This window comes from Pseudomonas sp. Irchel 3F6, from assembly GCF_900187595.1.
Lineage (GTDB): Bacteria > Pseudomonadota > Gammaproteobacteria > Pseudomonadales > Pseudomonadaceae > Aquipseudomonas > Aquipseudomonas siliginis.
This window is the reverse complement of record NZ_FYDP01000004.1, coordinates 334,042-353,375: the sequence shown is the minus strand read 5'-3', so window position 1 is coordinate 353,375 and position 19,334 is coordinate 334,042. Positions and strand designations below refer to the sequence as shown.

Annotated in this window: 16 protein-coding genes; 4 read left to right on the top strand and 12 right to left on the bottom strand. The window is 62.8% G+C overall.

Annotated elements, in window-relative coordinates; genetic code table 11:
• Positions 1 to 57: 57 nt before the first annotated feature.
• Positions 58 to 570: a dihydrofolate reductase gene (locus CKW30_RS16135; RefSeq protein WP_095181318.1), complete on the bottom strand. Its 513-nt coding sequence runs from the start codon at positions 568 to 570 to the stop codon at positions 58 to 60.
• A gap of 85 nt (positions 571 to 655) precedes the next feature.
• On the opposite strand from CKW30_RS16135, the gene CKW30_RS16130 reads away from it, so the two are divergent.
• Both CKW30_RS16130 and CKW30_RS16125 read left to right on the top strand, forming a co-directional pair.
• On the top strand, positions 656 to 2,029 hold the full coding sequence (locus tag CKW30_RS16130; protein WP_095181317.1) for a DUF2868 domain-containing protein: 1,374 nt from the start codon (positions 656 to 658) through the stop codon (positions 2,027 to 2,029).
• Complete coding sequence (locus tag CKW30_RS16125; protein WP_095181316.1) at positions 2,022 to 3,407, top strand: GTPase/DUF3482 domain-containing protein; 1,386 nt, start codon at positions 2,022 to 2,024, stop codon at positions 3,405 to 3,407. Before CKW30_RS16130 ends, CKW30_RS16125 begins: the two co-directional genes overlap by 8 nt.
• A gap of 162 nt (positions 3,408 to 3,569) precedes the next feature.
• Here CKW30_RS16125 and CKW30_RS16120 read toward each other — a convergent pair whose 3' ends face one another.
• The 7 genes from CKW30_RS16120 to CKW30_RS16090 form a co-directional block, all read right to left on the bottom strand.
• The gene (locus tag CKW30_RS16120; RefSeq protein ID WP_095181315.1) at positions 3,570 to 4,127 is read right to left on the bottom strand and encodes a phosphonate degradation HD-domain oxygenase; all 558 of its coding nucleotides are present in this window, start codon (positions 4,125 to 4,127) and stop codon (positions 3,570 to 3,572) included.
• Positions 4,124 to 5,257 (bottom strand): TIGR03364 family FAD-dependent oxidoreductase, encoded by a 1,134-nt coding sequence (locus CKW30_RS16115; protein ID WP_095181314.1) that lies wholly within the window; start codon positions 5,255 to 5,257, stop codon positions 4,124 to 4,126. Before CKW30_RS16115 ends, CKW30_RS16120 begins: the two co-directional genes overlap by 4 nt.
• 118 nt (positions 5,258 to 5,375) lie before the next feature.
• On the bottom strand, positions 5,376 to 6,401 hold the full coding sequence (locus CKW30_RS16110; protein ID WP_095181313.1) for a putative 2-aminoethylphosphonate ABC transporter substrate-binding protein: 1,026 nt from the start codon (positions 6,399 to 6,401) through the stop codon (positions 5,376 to 5,378).
• Between the two features lie 37 nt (positions 6,402 to 6,438).
• Positions 6,439 to 8,163, bottom strand: coding sequence for a putative 2-aminoethylphosphonate ABC transporter permease subunit (locus CKW30_RS16105; protein WP_095181312.1), 1,725 nt, complete (start codon positions 8,161 to 8,163; stop codon positions 6,439 to 6,441).
• Positions 8,163 to 9,239, bottom strand: a complete 1,077-nt coding sequence (locus CKW30_RS16100; RefSeq protein ID WP_095181311.1) for a putative 2-aminoethylphosphonate ABC transporter ATP-binding protein — start codon at positions 9,237 to 9,239, stop codon at positions 8,163 to 8,165. The genes CKW30_RS16105 and CKW30_RS16100 overlap by 1 nt, the downstream gene beginning before the upstream one ends.
• A 221-nt stretch (positions 9,240 to 9,460) precedes the next feature.
• On the bottom strand, positions 9,461 to 10,324 hold the full coding sequence (locus CKW30_RS16095) for a LysR family transcriptional regulator (RefSeq protein WP_038861192.1): 864 nt from the start codon (positions 10,322 to 10,324) through the stop codon (positions 9,461 to 9,463).
• Between the two features lie 15 nt (positions 10,325 to 10,339).
• On the bottom strand, positions 10,340 to 12,595 hold the full coding sequence (locus tag CKW30_RS16090; RefSeq protein WP_095181310.1) for a heavy metal translocating P-type ATPase: 2,256 nt from the start codon (positions 12,593 to 12,595) through the stop codon (positions 10,340 to 10,342).
• An 84-nt stretch (positions 12,596 to 12,679) separates the two neighbouring features.
• Between CKW30_RS16090 and cadR the strand changes: the two genes are divergently transcribed.
• Positions 12,680 to 13,129 (top strand): Cd(II)/Pb(II)-responsive transcriptional regulator, encoded by a 450-nt coding sequence (cadR, locus tag CKW30_RS16085; protein WP_016772685.1) that lies wholly within the window; start codon positions 12,680 to 12,682, stop codon positions 13,127 to 13,129.
• Positions 13,130 to 13,254: 125 nt separating this feature from the next.
• On the opposite strand, the gene CKW30_RS16080 is transcribed toward cadR, so the two are convergent.
• From CKW30_RS16080 to CKW30_RS16070, 3 genes are all read right to left on the bottom strand, one after another.
• Entirely contained in the window at positions 13,255 to 14,226 is a 972-nt protein-coding gene (locus tag CKW30_RS16080; RefSeq protein WP_076564469.1) for a thymidylate synthase, read from the bottom strand.
• A 50-nt stretch (positions 14,227 to 14,276) separates the two neighbouring features.
• A complete protein-coding gene (gene lgt, locus CKW30_RS16075; protein WP_016772683.1) occupies positions 14,277 to 15,092 on the bottom strand; it encodes a prolipoprotein diacylglyceryl transferase in 816 nt (271 codons plus the stop codon).
• Between the two features lie 79 nt (positions 15,093 to 15,171).
• Positions 15,172 to 15,954: a sulfite exporter TauE/SafE family protein gene (locus CKW30_RS16070; RefSeq protein ID WP_095181309.1), complete on the bottom strand. Its 783-nt coding sequence runs from the start codon at positions 15,952 to 15,954 to the stop codon at positions 15,172 to 15,174.
• A gap of 130 nt (positions 15,955 to 16,084) precedes the next feature.
• On the opposite strand from CKW30_RS16070, the gene CKW30_RS16065 reads away from it, so the two are divergent.
• On the top strand, positions 16,085 to 16,831 hold the full coding sequence (locus CKW30_RS16065; protein ID WP_095181308.1) for an NRDE family protein: 747 nt from the start codon (positions 16,085 to 16,087) through the stop codon (positions 16,829 to 16,831).
• A 209-nt stretch (positions 16,832 to 17,040) separates the two neighbouring features.
• On the opposite strand, the gene ptsP is transcribed toward CKW30_RS16065, so the two are convergent.
• The gene (gene ptsP / locus CKW30_RS16060; RefSeq protein ID WP_041476855.1) at positions 17,041 to 19,320 is read right to left on the bottom strand and encodes a phosphoenolpyruvate--protein phosphotransferase; all 2,280 of its coding nucleotides are present in this window, start codon (positions 19,318 to 19,320) and stop codon (positions 17,041 to 17,043) included.
• Positions 19,321 to 19,334: the final 14 nt, after the last annotated feature.

Below are 19,334 nucleotides of genomic sequence, written 5' to 3'. Positions count from 1 at the left end.
GCTCGCTCCCACACTGAAATGCGTTCCCCTGTGGGAGCGAGCCTGCTCGCGAAGCTGTTAGGCTTTCTCCCAAACCTCAAAGCTATATGCAGGTTTATCGCCCTCTGCCGGATTCGGTACATCCGACACCAGCTTCCATTCGCTCAGATCAAACTCCGGAAACCACGCATCCCCTTCCGGGCTCAGCGCTACGCGGGTCAGGTACAGCCGATCGGCCTGCGCCAGCCCTTGCGCATACAACTGCGCGCCGCCAATCAGCATCAGTTCATCAACGCCCTGGGCTTTCGCCCATTCCTCGGCGCGGGCCACGGCGGCTTCCAGCGACGGATAGACCTCGGCGCCTTCGAGCTGCAGATCAGGCTGACGGCTGACCACGATGTTCAAGCGCCCCGGCAGCGGCCGGCCGAGCGAATCCCAGGTCTTGCGACCCATGATGATCGGCTTGCCGAGCGTGGTCGCCTTGAAGTATTTGAAGTCCCCCGGCAAGTGCCAGGGCATGCTGTTGTCGACGCCGATCACGCGGTTTTCACCGAGGGCTGCGATCAGGCTGAGGGGCAGTGATTTAGTCATGCCGGCGAGGATACCAGAGCCGCGCTTACCCCGATAAGCGCCACAGCGGTTATGCTCAGCGCTCGATTTAGCGACGGGACGCCGCGTGACTGAACTGACTCCACTGCAAAACCTCTGGCTCAGCGAAACCATCCGCCTGCGCGAAGAACACGCGGGGCCGCTGGACGATCTGGAAGCCAATCGTCTGGCCCGCGCCGCTGGCGGCGATCTGCCGAGCCGCATTGCACGCCGGGCGCTATGGCTGGCCGAGCGCGACGGGCTCACCGCCGCCCTCAAGCACTGGCTGCAAGGCGCGCGTCTGGCGCTGGTGCTGTTGATGATTTTCGCCGTGCTCAGCGGCGCCGGCCTGGCTTTCGCCGCACTTGGGCAGACGCCGGTGAATGTGTTCTGGGCGCTGGGCAGTCTGCTCGGGATCAATCTGATTTTGCTGCTGAGCTGGGCGCTGGGTTTGATTTTCGCTGGCGAACACGGCGCCACCCTCGGGCGCTTGTGGCTGTGGCTCAGCGAAAAATTCGCCCGCGATGCCAAAGCCGCGCAACTGGCGCCCGCCCTGCTGTTGCTGCTGCAACGCAAGAAACTCAACCGCTGGGCACTCGGCACTTTGGTCAATGGTCTGTGGCTGCTGGCGATGCTCAGCGCGCTGATCCTGTTGCTGACGCTGATGGCCACGCGGCGCTACGGCTTTGTCTGGGAAACCACGATCCTCGGCGCCGACACCTTTATCCATGTCACCCAGGCCCTTGGCTATCTGCCGGCGCTGCTCGGCTTCAATGTGCCGACCGAGGAAATGATCCGCGCCAGCGGCGACGGCGCACTGGATATTGAAAGCGCACGACAAGCCTGGGCGACCTGGCTGGTCGGTGTGCTGGTGGTCTACGGCGTGCTGCCGCGCCTGCTGCTCGCGCTGTTCTGCCTGTGGCGCTGGAACAGCGGCAAAGCCGTGCTGCGCCTGGATCTGAACCTGCCCGGCTACGCGCAACTGCGCGAAAGGCTGATGCCAACCAGCGAGCGCCTCGGCGTCAACGACCCGGAGCCGGCGCAACTGCATCGCATCGAAAGCAACGTCGGCGAACGCGCCAGTGAAGGCGCGCTGCTGGTGGCGATCGAGTTGGACGAACAGCGTCCGTGGCCACCCGCGCTGCCGAAAAACGTCAGCAACGCGGGCATCCTCGACAGTCGCGAATCGCGGCACAAACTGCTCGAACAACTCAGTCGCTTCCCGCCGGCGCGGCTGGCCATCGCCTGCGATCCACGACGTTCGCCGGATCGCGGCAGCCTCGCGCTGATCGCCGAACTCGCGCGCAACGCTGGCGCCACTCGCATCTGGCTGCTGCAAGCGCCGCCTGGCGAAGCGCTGGACGGGCAACGTCTGGGTGACTGGCACGCGGCGCTGCAACAACTGGACCTGCCGTTTGCCGATTGCGCGCCGATGAACTGGCTGGAGAGCGGACATGACTGATGCACGCAAAGCCCCGCTGAAACTCGCGGTGGTCGGCCACACCAACGTCGGCAAGACCTCGCTGCTGCGCACGCTGACCCGTGACGTCGGCTTCGGCGAAGTCTCGCATCGGCCGAGTACCACCCGGCATGTCGAAGGCGCGCGGTTGTCGGTGGACGGCGAGCCGTTGCTCGATCTGTACGACACGCCGGGGCTGGAAGATGCGATCGCCCTGCTGGATTTTCTCGAGCGTCTGGAACGCCCCGGCGAACGCCTCGACGGCCCGGCACGACTGGCGCGGTTTCTCGACGGCAGCGAGGCGCGCCAGCGTTTCGAGCAGGAGGCCAAGGTACTGCGACAACTGCTGGCCTCCGATGCCGGTCTGTATGTGATCGACGCCCGCGAACCGGTGCTGGCCAAGTACCGCGACGAACTGGAAGTGCTCGCCAGTTGCGGCAAACCGCTGCTGCCAGTGCTGAATTTCGTCAGCAGCGCCAACCATCGCGAACCCGATTGGCGTGAAGCGCTGGCGCGGTTGGGGCTGCATGCGTTGGTACGTTTCGACAGCGTCGCGCCGCCCGAGGATGGCGAGCGGCGCTTGTACGAGAGCCTCGCCCTGCTATTGGAAAACGCCCGGCCGCAACTGGAGCGGTTGATCGCCGACCAGCAGGCGCAGCGCCTCGCCCGTCAGCAAAGCGCCGCACGCCTGATTGCCGAATTGCTGATCGACTGCGCTGCGTGCCGGCGCAGTGTGGTCAGCGAAGCCGAGCAGGAACAGCAGGCGATCAGCGAACTGCGCAAAGCCGTGCGCCAGCGCGAGCAGAAGTGCGTTGAGGCGTTGCTCAAGCTCTACGCGTTTCGCCCGCAGGACGCGGCGGCCAGTGACTTGCCGCTGCTCGACGGGCGCTGGGGCGATGATCTGTTCAACCCGGAAACCCTGAAGCAACTCGGCGTGCGCGTCGGCGGCGGCATTGCTGCCGGTGCAGCGGCCGGGGCTGGGGTGGATTTGCTGGTCGGCGGGATTACCCTTGGCGCGGCGGCGTTGGCCGGTGCGATCGCCGGCGGTGCGCTGCAAACCGCGCGCAGTTATGGCAGTCGCCTGCTCGGCAAAATCAAAGGCCAGCGGGAATTGACAGTGGATGACGCCGTGCTGCGCCTGTTGGCGTTGCGCCAGCGCCAGTTGCTGCTGGCCCTGGATCAGCGCGGGCATGCGGCGATGGACAGTATTCAGGTGGCCACGCCTCTGGACAAGACCTGGCGCGAAGGCAAGTTGCCGGAAGCGCTGAACAAGGCGCGCGCGCATCCGCAGTGGTCGTCGCTCAATCCGCAGGCGAAGTTGAATCAGGCGGAAAGGCAGGAGCAGGTTGAGGCGTTGGTTGATCGGGTGCTTGAGCTTTAGATCGCTACCCCCTCACCCCAGCCCTCTCCCGGAGGGAGAGGGGGCCGACTGTGTTGCTCTTGGGTCATACACCGACCTGAGATATCCAGTCGAACTCAGGTTTGAAAAGCATGGAGATCAGCTCCCTCTCCCTACGGGAGAGGGCTGGGGTGAGGGCTGCAATCACTCAGCCGACAACAATTTCTCAGCCTTGCGCTTTAACACACTCAGATCCACCAGCGGCACTGCAACCTCCTTCGCCAACTCATCCCAACACCGCATGCGCAAACTCAGCGCACATAACGGATCAGCCGCAAACGTATCCGCCTCAGCCTCGCTCATTACCCCGCCCTGATATTCCAGGGTGCGCCGACTCGCCTCACTCAACCGCGCGTAATAGCCCGGCTCGCGTAAGGTCAGATAGCGCTTGGCCTGGACGTGATATTCCACCAGTCGCGCCAGCCGTTCGCTGAAACCTGCCTCACGCAGATAATCGGCCCCGAGCCGTTCATGGCTGACCACGCCATAACCGCCCATGTTTTCCGCGCCCTCGGCACACAAATGGCCGATGTCATGAAAGAACGCCGCCAGCACCACTTCATCGTCGCAGCCTTCAGCCATAGCCAGTTCTGCGGCCTGGGACATGTGCTCGAGCTGCGACACCGGTTCGCCGATGTAATCGCTGGCGCCGAAGCGTTCATACAGGCCGAACACCCGGGCGATCACCTGTTCGTGATTCATGCCTCCTCCAGTAATTGCGCGATGTTGCGTTCGGCCAGCGCCGGGCCGACGCTCATGCCGACGCCGGTGTGCATCAGCGCCACGCTCAGGCCCGGTGCCGGGCGCAGGAAAGAAAACGGACCAGGCCCACGAGCACCATAGACGCCCTGCCAGCGTTCGACCACTTGCACCCGGCAGCCCAGCGTCTGCTCGGCGAGTTCGAGCATCCAGTTATCGACCTGCTCGGCGTTGAACGGTGACGCATCGCTGCCGTAATGATGCGAATCGCCGATGATGAGTTCGCCATACGGCGTCGGGCTGATCAGCAAGTGAATGCCGTTGGCGTGCAGGTGCGGTTGTTCACGGAGAATCTGCGCCTGCACCGCTGCGGCTTCCGGCAAATCGGCGAAGGCGCCGTAGTGCACGCAGCTCAGGCCGGTGAGCACGGCGTGTTGCAGATTGAGATCGACCTGCGGTTTGGCCCGCAGCATTTGCAAACGACAGATCTGCGGATTGAGCGCGGCAATCGGCTCGGCCAGCAGGGTCTGATAATCGTGGCCGGAGCAGACGATGATCTGCTTGCCGGTAAAACTGCCAGCGGTGCTGTGCAGATGCCCCGGCTCGACACCGCGCACCAGCGTGGAAAAGTGAAACTCGACGCCGAGGTCACGGCGCAAATAATCGATCAGCGCCGGAATCGCTTCGCGCGAATACAACTGCTGATCATCGATACCGTGCAACGCGGCGCGGTGATGGCTGAACTGGCCGCCATAGAGATCACGCAACGCCGCGCCGCGCAGCAGCTCGACGTTGTAGCCATGCTCGACCGCGCGGTCGGCGCAGAAGACTTCGAGCAAGTATTCTTCGGCCGCGCTGCGGGCGAACAGGTATGAGCCGTTGCGCTTGATCTGCAGGCCGGCAAGTTGCGCCCAGTCGCCCCAGATTTCGCGGCTGGCCCTGGCCAGGTCGAGCATGGTGCCGGGCGGCTGACCGGTGACCAGTGCCTGGCCGAAATTGCGCACCGAAGCGCCGAGGGGCGTGGCGGTGCGTTCGAATACCGCGACTTTGAGGCCGCGTTTGGCGGCGGCATAGGCGTGGGACAGACCGAGGATGCCGGCGCCGATGATGAGCAGGTCTTGGTGTTGTGTCATGTAGAGGTGCTCTGAATGAGAAACCGCTTTCGCGAGCAGGCTCGCTCCCACAGGGGACAGCATTGCAACTGTGGGAGCGAGCCTGCTCGCGAAGGGGCCTTGTCAGTCGATAAAGATCTTACTTGGCGACAACTTTCTCGGACTTGCCGTCATACCGCTTGCGCCATTCAGCCAGGATCTCGTCGCGATTCTTTGAGGCCCAGGCAAAGTCGTTCTTGATCAGGCGCTGCTCATAGTCGGCTGGCAATTCGGTTTGCGGCTTGGCAATCCCCGGCTGGGCGAGCACGGCGAAGTTCTCTTTGTACAGATCCATCGCCTTGGCGCTGGCAGAGAAGTCCGCCAGTTTCTTCGCTGCCTCTTCATGCGGCGTGCCTTTGATCACCGCCGTCGCTTCGATCTCCCAGCCCAGACCTTCCTTCGGCAGGATGATGTCCAGTGGCGCGCCCTGGCGTTTCAGCTGTACGGCTGGATATTCAAAGGAAATCCCGATCGGAAACTCCCCCGCCGCCGCCAGTTTGCACGGCTTGGAACCGGAGTGAACGTACTGGCCGATGTTCTGGTGCAGGCCGTCCATATACGCCCAGCCCTGCTTCTCGCCGAAGGTTTGCAGCCAGGCGCTGACGTCGAGGAAACCAGTGCCGGACGACGCCGGGTTGGGCATGACGATCTTGCCCTTGTACTCAGGCTTGGTCAGGTCCTGCCAACTGACCGGTTTGCTCAGACCCTGCTTCTCAGCCTCGACGGTGTTGAAGCAAATGGTCGCGGCCCACACGTCCATACCGACCCAGGCTGGCGGGTTGGCGGCATCGCGGTAGTTTGCACCGATCTTGCCGAGATCCTTCGGCGCGTAGCTTTGCAGCATGCCTTGCTGGTCGAGGATCGCCAGGCTGGAAGCGGCCAGCCCCCAAACGGCGTCAGCCTGCGGACGGGCCTTTTCGGCGAGCAGTTTGGCGGTGATGATCCCGGTGGAATCGCGCACCCATTTGATCTCGACGTCCGGGTTGGCCTTTTCGAAAGTTTCCTTGTAGGACTTCAGCTGTTCGGCTTCGAGGGCGGTGTACACCGTCAACTCGGTTTTTGCCGCGAAGGCATTCAGGCTGAAAGTCGCGAGCACAGCAGCGGCCAGGGCCATAGGCTTGAACATGAGCGTTTTCCTGTAGATGAGTTGATCGGGTTTGCAATCAGTGACCGGGCGCGGTTTGCCGCCAGGCCTGGGAGCGGCGCAACAGGCCGCGCGAAGCCCACGCCAGCAGCAGCGACACGCCGGCCGAAGTGAACAGAATCAGGGTCGACATCGCCGCCGCGCCGCCAACGTTGCCGGCATCGTCCATGTTCAGCACCGCCACCGCCGCGAGGATGGTGTCGGGGCTGTAGAGGAAGATCGCGGCGGAAACCGTGGTCATTGCCGAGACGAACAGGTAGCGCACGATGTCCAGCAGCGCCGGCAGGCAGATCGGCACGGTCACGCGCAGGTAATGCCGATACAGCGGCGCCTTCAGCGACAGCGCAGCGGCTTCAAACTCGGCGTCGAGCTGGCGCAGCGCGGTGGTCGCGGTCATTTGTGCGGTGGTCAGATAGTGCGCAATGGTGCAGACAATCAGCAGCGTCATCGTCCCGTAGAGCACGTGCAGCGGATTACCGCTGAGGTTGAAGAAGAAGACATAGCCGAGACCCAGCACCAATCCCGGCACCGCCATCGGCACGAAGCTGAGCATGCGCAAAGCCAGGTTCAGCCCGCGCTGAGTGCGGGTTTTCTCCATCAGATAGGCGCCGGTAAAAATCAGCACGCTGCCAATCAGCGCCGTGCCCAGCGCCATCTTCAGACTGTTGCCGTAGGCGAGCCAGCCACCGCCGGCGGTTTCGTTGAACTGATAGTGGTTGAGCGACAGCGACAGGTTGTACGGCCAGAACTTCACCAGCGACGAAAACACCGCCATGCCGAACACCAGCAGCAGCGCGGCGCAAATCAGCAAAACGATCACCAGATAGCAGCCGTCACGCAGCCTGGACGGCAGCGGTTTGAACACCTGCGCGCGTCCGCTCATGGAGTCGCCATGGCGGCGACGCAACCAGGCATCGACACCGAAACTGAACAGCGCCGGCAGCAACAGCACCATGCCGATCAACGCGCCGCGACCGAATTGCTGCTGGCCGACCACGGCTTTGTAGGCTTCCAGCGCCAACACTTGATAGTCGCCACCGACCACCACCGGCACGCCGAAATCGGTGATGGTCAGGGTGAACACCAGACAGAACGCGGCGAACACCGCCTGACGGGTCGCCGGCCAGGTGATGCTGCGAAACGCCTTCGCAGGGCTGGCGCCCATGCTCGATGCGGCATCGAAAAGCCGCGCATCGGCCAGCGACAATGCCGAGAGCAAAATCATCAGCGCATGGGGAAAGGTGTAGATCACCTCGCCCAGCACAATGCCCCAGAACCCGTAGATATTGTCCGAGAGCAACCCACGCAGCATGCCCTGATTGCCGAACAGATAGACCAGCGCAATCCCCGGCAGCATCGACGGCGCCATCAGCGGCAGCAGGGAGATCCCGCGCCAGATGCCTTTGCCCGGAATCAGCGTGCGTTGCAGCGCGTAGGCAAACAGGTAGGCCAGCGGTACGACAATGGCCGCAACGCTGAGGGACACTTTCAGGCTGTTGCCGAGCAACCAATGGAAATTGGCACTGGTCACCAACTCTTTCGCCGCGAGCCAGCCACCGCCCTGCCCGGCGTCATTGCTGAAGCCGCGCCAGAAGATCGCCAACAACGGCAGCAGCACCGCGAGGCCGAGCAACACCAGCAGAACGACTTTGCCGCCGAGCACGAACAGGCGATCGCCGATCTCGGCTTTCGAAGACTGTCGCACCTGCTTGTGCGGTAGCGGCAGCGCGAGGTTGCTGTTCATCAGGCGAACACCTGCAAACTGCGCGGCGGCAAGGCGACCATGATCTGCTGGGCGCCGAGGCGCGGCATGGCTTCTGGCGCGATTTCGGCGAGCAGCGCGTGGCCCGGCAATTGATCAAGTTCGAAGCTCATCCGGCAGCGGTTGCCGAGAAAAGTGATTTCGCGAACCCTGGCCGGGAACAGGTTCTCTTCGTGCATCAGCGGGTTGACGTTGATCGCCTCCGGGCGGCAGAACAGTCGACCCGAAGCGCCGTGTACGCTGCCCTCGGCCAGGCGCAGATTCATCCCGCCGACCTGGGCGTGACTGTCGCTGCTGCGCTGGAACGGCAGCCAGTTGCCCTGGCCGACAAACTCGGCCACGAACGGCGTGGCTGGACGGTTGTAGATTTCCTGCGGCGTGGCGTACTGCTCGACGCGGCCGTTGTTCATCACGGCGATGCGATCGGCCATCAACATCGCTTCGTCCTGATTGTGCGTGACCATCAGCGTGGTGATGCCGAGGTTGCGTTGCAGCTGACGCAGCTCAGTGCACAGATGCTCGCGCACCCGCGCGTCGAGGGCCGACATCGGTTCATCCAGCAACAGCAGCGACGGTGCCGGCGCCAATGCGCGAGCCAGCGCGACCCGCTGTTGCTGACCGCCGGACAGTTGGCCGGGGTATTTTTTCTCACTGCCAGTGAGGCCGACCAGTTCCAGCATCTGGCCGACACGCCGGCGCACTTCATCGCGCCCGCTGCCGGCGAGGCCGTAGGCAATGTTCGCCTCGACCGTCAGATTGGGGAACAGCGCGTAGGACTGGAACAGAATCCCGTAATCCCGCGCTTGCGGGGCAAGGTGCGAGACATCGCGATCGCCCAGGTACAGCTCGCCACTGTCCTGCTGCTCCAGCCCGGCGATGCAGCGCAACAACGTGGTCTTGCCACAGCCCGACGGGCCGAGCAGGCACACCATTTCGCCGGCGGCGACATCAAGGGAGACGTTATCCAGCGCAGTGAACGCGCCGAAACGCTTGTGCACGCCGCGCACTTTCATCGGCGCGCCGGGGTTGGTCAGGGCAGTTGCGATGGCAGGATTCATGGACGGACCTCAGCAAACGGATGAGGCCAATCCTAGAGTTGTAATGCGTCCGTCATGTGGCAGCGAGGCAAAAACGGCTGATAGTGGTATTCGGGGATTTTGGTTCACTGCAGATCGTTCCCACGCTCTGCGTGGGAATGCCTCATCGGACGCTCCGCGTTCGGCTTTTGGGACGCAGAGCGTCCCGGGCTGCATTCCCACGCGGAGCGTGGGAACGATCATTACGCAGGAGACATCTCTTGGGCCAGGCCAAGAAACGCCGCTGGCAACCGCGCACCCTTGCGCTCTTTGAGGCAATACAGATACTCCGGAATCTGCGGCGCATTCTCGATGGTCAGCACGCGCAACTGCGGATCATGCGGCACTTCCTGACGCGCAATGATGCTGATGCCGATATTGCGCAGCACCGCTTCGCGGATCGACTCACGGCTGCCGATTTCCAGCAGCGGCCCGAAGCTCACTCCGGCGCTGGCCAGCAACTCTTCGGTGAGGCGCCGCGTGGTCGAACCCGGCTCGCGCATCAACAACGTATGCCCGGCCAGCGCGTTCAGCGTCACATGTTCCTGCGCGGCCAACGGATGATTGCGATGCACCGCCAGCACCAGCGGATCGGTGCCGAGTACCCGGCGAATCAACCGCGCATCGTCGAGCAGCTGTGACGACGCCGCGACATCCACGCGGTAATCCTCCAGCGCTTCCAGGACCTGCTGCGAGTTGCCGATTTCCACCGACACTTCCACCTGCGGCAAACGCTCGCGGAAGGTCTTCACCAGATCGAGGATGTAATACGGCGCCGTCGCGGCAATGCGCAGCGTGCCCTGCACCTGACCGCTGTTGCGCAGGAAAAACTCGATGTCCGCCTCTTGCTGCAACAGGGTCTTGACCATCGGCAGCAAGCGCGCGCCTTCGTCACTGACGCTTAAGCGGCGCCCGCCACGGTAGAACAGTTCCACCGAATACTGACTCTCCAGATTGCGGATTTGCGTGGTCACGGTCGGTTGGCTGAGGCCGAGTTTTTTCGCCGCCAGCGTAATGCTGCCCAGGCGGGCGACCATGTAAAACGCTTTCAGCTCGGCACTCAGCACAACCATCCCTCACGTTTATTTGCGCAGCAGGCGCAAACCGTTGAACACCACCAGCAGGCTCACACCCATATCGGCAAACACCGCCATCCACATGGTGGCAAGCCCGGCAAAGGTTACCGCAAGAAATATCGCCTTGATCACCAGCGCCAGTGCGATGTTCTGTTTCAGGATGCTCGCGATGTCGCGCGACAAACTGATGAACGCGGGGATCTTGCGCAGATCGTCGTCCATCAGGGCGACATCGGCGGTTTCGATCGCGGTGTCGGTGCCGGCGGCGGCCATGGCGAACCCGATCTCGGCGCGGGCCAGTGCCGGGGCGTCGTTGATGCCATCGCCGACCATGCCGACCCGGTGGCCCTGCTTGTACAGATCTTCGATGGCTTGCAGCTTGTCGGTCGGCAGCAAGTCGCCACGTGCCTCGTCGATCCCGACCTGGGCGGCAATCGCTTGCGCGGTGTGGACGTTGTCGCCGGTCAGCATCAGGGTTTTCACGCCGAGTTCATGCAACTGACGAATCGCTTCAAGGCTGGTTTCCTTGACCGTGTCGGCCACGGCGAACAGTGCCAAGGGGCCTGCGCTGTCGAGCAGCAGCACCACGGATTTGCCCTGTTTTTCCAGCGCGAACAGCTTCTCTTCCAGCTGCGGCGAGCACAGGCCGAGCTCTTCGACCAGACGATGATTGCCCAAGTGATAAGTCTGGCCGTTGATGTCGCCTTTAACGCCCCGCCCGCCCAGCGAGGCAAAGTTATCCACAGGCAGTGCGGCGAAGTTTTTATCCACAGCGGCATTGGCAATCGCCAGCGACACCGGGTGATCGGAGCGACCGGCCAGCGCAGCAGCAATTGCCGGAGCCGTGGCGTCGGCGGTCGGGTCGAGGGACAGGTAATCGGTCTGCACCGGCTTGCCGTGAGTGATCGTGCCAGTTTTATCCAGCGCCAGATAATCAAGCTTGAAGCCGCCCTCCAGATACACGCCGCCCTTGACCAGAATGCCCTTGCGCGCCGCCGCCGCGAGGCCACTGACGATGGTCACCGGTGTGGAAATCACCAGTGCGCACGGGCAGGCAACCACCAGCAACACCAGCGCGCGGTAGATCCAGTCGAACCACGCCGCGCCCATGAACAACGGCGGGATGATCGCCACGGCCAAGGCGAAGACGAAGACCGCCGGGGTGTAGATTTTCGAGAATTGATCAACGAAACGCTGAGTCGGCGCCCGCGCGCCCTGGGCCTGTTCGACGGCGTGAATGATCCGCGCCAGGGTCGAATTGTTCGCCGCAGCGGTCACCGTGTATTCCAGCGAACCGGCCTGATTGATGGTGCCAGCGAAGACTTTGTCACCGACGGTTTTTTCCACCGGCAGGCTTTCGCCGGTGATCGGCGCCTGGTCGATGGTCGAGCTGCCGCTGACCACCGCGCCGTCCAGCGCGATGCGCTCGCCGGGTTTCACCCGCACGCGGGCGCCGAGATCGACGCTTTTCACCTCTTGTTCGCGCCAGTTGCCGTCGGCCTGCAAGACCGTGGCTTGCTCGGGGGTCATCTGCATCAAGCCGCTGATCGCATTGCGTGCACGATCCAGCGAGCGTGCCTCGATCAACTCGGCGACGGTGAAAAGGAACATCACCATCGCCGCTTCCGGCCACTGGCCGATGAGGATCGCGCCAGTCACGGCGATGCTCATCAGCGCATTGATGTTGAGGTTGCGGTTCTTCAGGGCAATCCAGCCCTTTTTATAGGTGCCGAGGCCGCCACTGAGAATCGACACCAGCGCAACGATTGCCACCACCCAGTCCGGCGCGGCGCTGGTGAAATGAATGACTTCGGCGCCCAGCGCGGTCAAGCCGGACAGCGCCAATGGCCACCAGTGTTTTTTCACCGCTGCCGGTACTGGCGCGTCGACACCCGCCTCCAGCGGCTCGGCGTGCATGCCGAGGGACTTGATCGCTTCGGTGATCGGCTCGGTGCCCGGCAGATTGTGGGTCACGCCAAGTACGCGGTTGATCAGGTTGAATTCCAGTTGCTGCACCCCGGCCAGTTTGCCGAGTTTGTTCTGGATCAGCGTCTGCTCGGTCGGGCAGTCCATTGCCTCGATGCGGAAGCTGCTCAGGCGCGCGTCGGCGCTGGTCTTTTCGCTCAGTTGCACCCGCGCAGGTGCGGCGGCTTTTGACGAGCAGCAGGAATCGCCGCCATGCGCATGTTTATGCACGGGCTGCAATTTATGACTGTGATCGTGACCGTCGCCGGGCTTGTGGGTGTGCAGGGAATCGCTCATTGGTCGCGTCCATGAAGGTGCCTGTTGCCAAGTAAAGACCCTGTAGCCACTATAGGGTCAAGCACCCTTTTGGAGATGGCGGTCATGAAGATCGGCGAACTGGCGAAACTCACCGACTGTGCGGTTGAAACCATCCGCTACTACGAGCGCGAAAACCTCCTGCCGGAACCGGCGCGCAGCGACGGCAACTACCGCGTCTACACCCAGGCCCACGCCGAGCGCCTGACCTTCATCCGCAACTGCCGCACCCTCGACATGACCCTCGAAGAAATCCGCAGCCTCCTCGCCCTGCGCGACAGCCCGCAGGATCAGTGCGAGAGCGTCAATGCGCTGATCGACGAACATATTCAGCATGTGAAGGCGCGGATTGATGGCTTGCTGGCCTTGCAGACACAACTGCTCGACCTGCGCCAACGCTGTGGCGAAGGGCCGGAGGCGGATCAATGCGGGATCTTGCAGCGGCTGGAGGTGAGTGGCGGGGTTGTCGCGACCGAAGTCGAACACTCCCATGTGGGCCGCAGCCACGGCCACTAAGCACACCGCAAAAACAAATGTGGGAGCGAGCCTGCTCGCGAAAGCGGTGTATCAGTCGACACATCTGTGACTGACACGCCCTCTTCGCGAGCAGGCTCGCTCCCACAGGGATATTGCGGTGTGGTTTAGACCGCCATCGGCGCGGTCATTGGTGGGTGGTGCTCGTAGCCTTCCAGCGAGAAATCGCTCGGTTCCACCAGCTCCAGCCACTCCGGCTGATATACACCAGTCTTGGCAAACTCCGGCACGCGGTCGGAGATTTTCAGTTTCGGCATGGCAAACGGCTCGCGCTTGAGCTGTTCGTTGAGCATGTCCAGGTGGTTTTCGTAGACGTGCGCATCGCCGATGAAATAGGTGAACCAGCGCGGCGTATAGCCGGTCAGGCGACCGATCAGGCTCAGCAGTGCGGCGCCTTCGGTGAGGTTGAACGGCGTGCCCAGTCCCAGATCGTTGGAACGGATGTAGAGGGTCAGAGAAATCTCTTTGGTCTCGACATTCGGGTGGAACTGGTACAGCAGGTGGCATGGCGGCAGGGCCATTTCATCGAGCTGGGCGACGTTCCAGCCGTGGAACAGAATGCGGCGGCTGCCCGGATCCTTGATGATCGTGTCGACGCACTGGCGTACCTGGTCGATCGCCTTGTACAGCACGACGTAGGCCTGGCCGTCTTCTTCGCCCTGAGCGATCTGCTTGTAGCCGTTGCTCAGGGTCTGTTCGATGGCAGCGGTGTTGCTCAGCGGGATCTGCTTGTACGCCGGCCACTTGCGCCATTGCACGCCGTAGATTTCACCGAGGTCGTCGTCGCCCTGACGGAACGGGTTGGCCAGCCACTGCGCGTTTTCGTTGGCGTTCTGGTCCCAGACCTTGCAGCCCAGCGCGCGGAATTCAGCGGCGTTGTTCACGCCACGCAGAAAGCCGCACATCTCGCCGATGGCCGATTTGAAGGCCATTTTGCGCGTGGTGATCGCCGGGAAGCCTTCCTGCAGATCGAAACGCAGCATCGCTCCCGGGAAACTGATGGTGTTGATACCGGTGCGGTTGGCCTGTTTGGTGCCGTTCTGAATGACGTGCGAGACCAGTTCGAGATATTGCTTCATGAGGTACCTGTGTCCTTGGAGCCCCGGCGTCGCGCGCCGGGGTTCGTAGTTTAAGCCGTCGGCGCGAGCGGCGCTGCCGGGGCGCGACGATAGGCCAGCCAGATCAGCAACAGCCCGCCGACAATCATCGGCACGCAGAGCACCTGACCCATGGTCAGCCAGTTCCACGCCAAGTAGCCGAGCTGAGCATCCGGGACGCGGACGAACTCGACGATGAAACGGAAGATGCCGTAGAACAGCGCGAACATGCCGGAGACCGCCATGGTCGGGCGCGGTTTGCGCGAGAAGATCCACAGGATCAGGAACAGCGCCACGCCTTCGAGGGCGAACTGATACAGCTGCGACGGGTGGCGCGGCAACTGCGCCGGATCGCTGAACGGCGGGAACACCATCGCCCAAGGCACGTCGGTCGCCTTGCCCCACAACTCGGCGTTGATGAAGTTGCCGATGCGCCCGGCGCCCAGGCCGATCGGCACCATCGGCGCGACGAAGTCCATCAGCTGGAAGAACGACTTGCCATTGCGCTTGCCGAACCACAAGGCCGCGAGCATCACGCCGATGAATCCGCCGTGGAACGACATGCCGCCCTTCCACACTTCGAAAATCAGCGTCGGGTTGGCCAGGTACGCGCTCAGATCATAGAACAGCACGTAACCCAGACGGCCGCCAACGATCACGCCCATCGATAGCCAGAACACCAGATCGGAGAGTTTCTCCTTGGTCCAGGTCGGGTCGAAGCGGTTGAGCCGGCGCGACGCCAACAGCCACGCGCCGCCGATGCCGATCAGGTACATCAGACCGTACCAGTGGATTTTCAGCGGACCGATGGCCAGGGCCACCGGGTCGATCTGCGGGTAAGGCAGCATTGCGACTCCTTGTTAGAGTTGAAAGCAAAATTCCCGGGTGACGCTGCCACCTCAGGATTAAGCCAGGATTGCCACGCGGTCAGAGCAGAAAGCTCAAACCCACGCAGAACAGCAAAGCGGCGAACAGCCTTTTCAGCAAGCGCGGCGACAACCTGTGCGCCAGACGCGCGCCGAGCCGAGCGAAGACCATGCTGGTCAGGGCGATGCCCAACAATGCCGGCAGATAAATAAAACCGAGACTATGGGCCGGCAACAACGGATCGTGCCACCCCAGAATCATGAAACTTAACGCGCTGGCCAAGGCAATCGGCAGGCCACAGGCCGACGAGGTCGCCACGGCCTGCTGCATCGGCACGCTGCGCCAGGTCAGAAACGGCACGGTCAGCGAGCCGCCGCCAATACCGAAAATCGCCGAGGCCCAGCCAATCACCGTACCGGCAGCGGTCAGACCGAGTTTGCCCGGTACCGTTCGGCTGGCCTTGGGTTTGACGTCCAGCGCCAGCTGCACGGCGATCACCAGGGCAAATACGCCGATGATCTTTTGCAGGTTCGGCCCGGAGATCGCTTCAGCAGTCAGCGCCCCGAAACCGGCGCCGAGCAGAATGCCCACGGTCATCCAGCGAAAAATCGCCCAGCGCACCGCGCCGCGACGGTGATGTTCACGCACGGCGTTGACCGAGGTGAATATGATCGTCGCCAGCGACGTCCCTACCGCCAAATGCGTAAGAATCGACTGATCGAAGCCCTGCAAAGTGAAGCTGAACACCAGCACCGGGACGATGATGATCCCGCCGCCAACGCCAAACAGCCCGGCGAGCACGCCCGCACAGGCACCGAGCGCCAGGTAGAGCAGAAATTCCATGACCGTCTCCAGCACGCATCGGCAAAACAGGAGCGGCATGTTAACGGATGCGCAGCCTTCTGCTCCACTGGCGATGGATGCACGGACGCCGGATGCGTAGAGTGGGCAAAAAACACACAAGGACCACCTTATGTGCCTGATTGTTTTCGCTTGGCGCCCGGACCATGCCCAGCCGCTGATCGTCGCGGCCAACCGCGACGAATTCTACGCCCGCCCCAGCCTGCCATTGGCGCCGTGGCCCGAGGCGCCGCACGTACATGCCGGGCGCGATCTTGAGGCTGGCGGCACCTGGCTGGGGATCGGCGCCAACAGACGCTTCGCCGCGCTGACCAATATTCGCGATCCGCAACAGCCACCGGCGACCAAATCCCGGGGCGAGCTGGTGGCGCGGTTTCTCACAGGTGATCTGTCAATTGATGATTATTTGAGCGATGTAGTGGCCCGTGCCGCCGAATATGCCGGGTTCAATCTGCTGCTGGGCAATGCCCATGAGTTGTGGCATTTCAATGCACGAGCGTCAGAGCCGGTGATGTTGCAGCCTGGAGTTTATGGGTTATCCAACGCGGGGCTGGATACGCCGTGGCCGAAACTGCTCAAGGCCAGGGCGGCGTTGAGCGCGGTACTGGATGATCCGCAGCCTGAGCGCTTGTTGACCCTGCTCAGCGATGCACAGACCGCCCCCGAGGCGGAGTTGCCGGATACCGGGGTGGCCATGGCGACGGAAGCATTGTTGTCGAGCGTGTTTATTGCCAGCCAGAGTTATGGCACGCGGGCGAGTACAGCGTTGGTTGTGCAGGCGGACGGAACGCGGCGGATGGTGGAGCGCAGTTTTGGGCCGTATGGCGGGCATCTCGGGGAAGTTGAGGTTTGTGTCTAACAGCAGCCCCTCACCCCAGCCCTCTCCCGGAGGGAGAGGGGGCCGACCGAAGTGCCTTGCGGTATACATCGACCTGAGAGATCGAGTCGATTATGGATTCAGCAAAGCACTTACAGGTCGACGGAGTTCTGCAGCATCCCCCAATCAGTCCCCTCTCCCTCTGGGCGGTCCGACGTTTCGGGAGGGCTAGGGTGAGGGGCCTTTGATCTTTAGAGAGCCTTGGTCACCACCGGCGAATTCATCTTGGCCAACCCGAGATTCTTCAGCGCCAGTTGCAGCGAGCTGTGGATAACCTGCGGGTTATCGATCTTCATCAGTTCGGCCAGCATCTCCTGGGCCTTGCTCAGGTTCACCTGACGCAACATCCACTTCACCTTCGGCAGGTTGGTGGCGTTCATCGACAGGCTGTCGAAACCCATCGCCATCAACAGCACCGCCGCCGCCGGATCACCGGCCATCTCGCCGCAGATGCTCACCGGTTTGCCTTCGGCGTGGGCGTCAGTGACCACGGTTTGCAGGGCTTGCAGCACCGCCGGGTGCAGATAGTCGTAGAGGTCGGCGACGCGCGGGTTGTTGCGGTCTACCGCCAGCAGGTACTGGGTCAGGTCGTTGGAGCCGACCGAAAGGAAATCGACCATCCGCGCCAGTTCCTTGGTCTGGTACACCGCTGCCGGGATCTCGATCATCACGCCGATCGGCGGCATCGGCACGTCGGTGCCTTCGTCGCGCACTTCGCCCCAGGCGCGGTGGATCAGGTGCAGGGCCTCTTCGAGTTCGTGAGTGCCGGAGATCATCGGCAGCAGAATCCGCAGGTTGTTCAGGCCTTCGCTGGCCTTGAGCATCGCGCGGGTCTGCACGAGGAAGATTTCCGGGTGGTCGAGGGTGACGCGGATACCGCGCCAGCCGAGGAACGGGTTGTCTTCCTTGATCGGGAAGTACGACAGCGATTTGTCACCGCCGATGTCGAGGCTGCGCATGGTCACCGGTTGCGGGTGGAACGCGGCGAGCTGTTCGCGGTAGATCGCCAGCTGTTCCTTCTCGCTCGGGAAGCGCTGGTTGATCATGAACGGCACTTCGGTGCGGTACAGGCCGACCCCTTCGGCGCCACGCTTCTGCGCCCGCGCCACATCGGCGAGCAGGCCGGTGTTGACCCACAGCGGCATGCGGTGACCATCGAGGGTCACGCACGGCAGGTCGCGCAGGGTGTCGAGGCCCAGCGCCAGTTGTTTCTCTTCTTCGACGACTTCGGCGAACTGCTTGCGCAGCACTTCGCTCGGGTTGGTGTAGACCTCGCCACGGGTGCCGTCGACGATCATTTCGATGCCGTCGACCTTGGCGTACGGCAGATCGACCAGGCCCATCACTGTCGGAATGCCCATGGCTCGGGCGAGAATCGCGACGTGAGAGTTACCCGAACCGAGTACCGAAACCAGACCGACCAGCGTGCCTTCCGGCACCTCGCCGAGCATCGCCGGCGTCAGCTCTTCGCTGACCAGAATGGTTTTTTCCGGGTAGACCAGATTCTGCTGGCGCTCTTCCTGCAGATAGGCGAGCAAGCGGCGGCCAAGGTCTTTGACGTCCGAAGCACGCTCGCGCAGGTAGGCGTCGTCCATCAGTTCGAAACGGTTGACGTGCTCAGTGACCACCTGACGCAGCGCGCCCTGAGCCCACTGCCCCGTTTTGATCACCGTGGTGATTTCGCTGCCCAGCGAGGCATCGTCGAGCATCATCAGGTAGACGTCGAACAACGCGCGCTCTTCCGGGCGCAGTTGGGTCGCGAGTTTGGCGGACAAGGCGCGCATGTCGGCGCGCACGCCTTCGATGGCAGTCTTGAACAGCGCCAGCTCAGCGTCGATGTCGGTGATGGTCTTGTCCGGCACCACGTCCAGGTCCGCCGGCGGCAGCATCACCACGGCGGTACCGACGGCAGCACCCGGCGAACCCGGTACGCCGACGAACTTGGCTTCCTGAATGCCCTTGCCCTGCCGGCCCAGACCACGGATCGAACCGGTGGCCTCGGCGTGGGCGATTACACCAGCAAGCTGCGCGCTCATGGTCACGAGGAAGGCTTCTTCACCTTCGTCGAACTGGCGGCGTTCTTTCTGCTGGATGACCAACACGCCGACGACGCGGCGGTGGTGGATGATCGGTGCACCGAGGAACGAGGCGTAACGCTCTTCACCGGTTTCGGCGAAGTAGCGATAGCGCGGGTGAACCGAAGCGTTTTCCAGGTTCAGGGGTTCTTCACGCGTGCCGACCAGACCGACCAGACCCTCGTTGGGGGCCATGCTGACCTTGCCGATCGAGCGCTTGTTCAAGCCCTCGGTGGCCATCAGGACGAAGCGATTGGTTTCCGGATCAAGCAGGTAGACCGAGCAGACCTGGCTGCCCATGGCCTCTTTGACGCGCAACACAATAATCCCCAACGCCGCCTTGAGATCCTTGGCGGAGTTAACTTCCTGGACGATCTTGCGCAGCGTATTGAGCATGGCTCGGGGTCGAA

Excerpts from the sequence above, each read along its gene's own strand:
- CKW30_RS16135 (WP_095181318.1), bottom strand. The coding sequence starts at position 570 with ATGACTAAATCACTGCCCCTCAGCCTGATCGCAGCCCTCGGTGAAAAC.
- CKW30_RS16125 (WP_095181316.1), top strand. The coding sequence starts at position 2,022 with ATGACTGATGCACGCAAAGCCCCGCTGAAACTCGCGGTGGTCGGCCAC.
- CKW30_RS16120 (WP_095181315.1), bottom strand. The coding sequence starts at position 4,127 with ATGAATCACGAACAGGTGATCGCCCGGGTGTTCGGCCTGTATGAACGC.
- CKW30_RS16115 (WP_095181314.1), bottom strand. The coding sequence starts at position 5,257 with ATGACACAACACCAAGACCTGCTCATCATCGGCGCCGGCATCCTCGGT.
- CKW30_RS16110 (WP_095181313.1), bottom strand. The coding sequence starts at position 6,401 with ATGTTCAAGCCTATGGCCCTGGCCGCTGCTGTGCTCGCGACTTTCAGC.
- CKW30_RS16105 (WP_095181312.1), bottom strand. The coding sequence starts at position 8,163 with ATGAACAGCAACCTCGCGCTGCCGCTACCGCACAAGCAGGTGCGACAG.
- CKW30_RS16100 (WP_095181311.1), bottom strand. The coding sequence starts at position 9,239 with ATGAATCCTGCCATCGCAACTGCCCTGACCAACCCCGGCGCGCCGATG.
- CKW30_RS16090 (WP_095181310.1), bottom strand. The coding sequence starts at position 12,595 with ATGAGCGATTCCCTGCACACCCACAAGCCCGGCGACGGTCACGATCAC.
- cadR (WP_016772685.1), top strand. The coding sequence starts at position 12,680 with ATGAAGATCGGCGAACTGGCGAAACTCACCGACTGTGCGGTTGAAACC.
- CKW30_RS16080 (WP_076564469.1), bottom strand. The coding sequence starts at position 14,226 with ATGAAGCAATATCTCGAACTGGTCTCGCACGTCATTCAGAACGGCACC.
- lgt (WP_016772683.1), bottom strand. The coding sequence starts at position 15,092 with ATGCTGCCTTACCCGCAGATCGACCCGGTGGCCCTGGCCATCGGTCCG.
- CKW30_RS16070 (WP_095181309.1), bottom strand. The coding sequence starts at position 15,954 with ATGGAATTTCTGCTCTACCTGGCGCTCGGTGCCTGTGCGGGCGTGCTC.
- CKW30_RS16065 (WP_095181308.1), top strand. The coding sequence starts at position 16,085 with ATGTGCCTGATTGTTTTCGCTTGGCGCCCGGACCATGCCCAGCCGCTG.
- ptsP (WP_041476855.1), bottom strand. The coding sequence starts at position 19,320 with ATGCTCAATACGCTGCGCAAGATCGTCCAGGAAGTTAACTCCGCCAAG.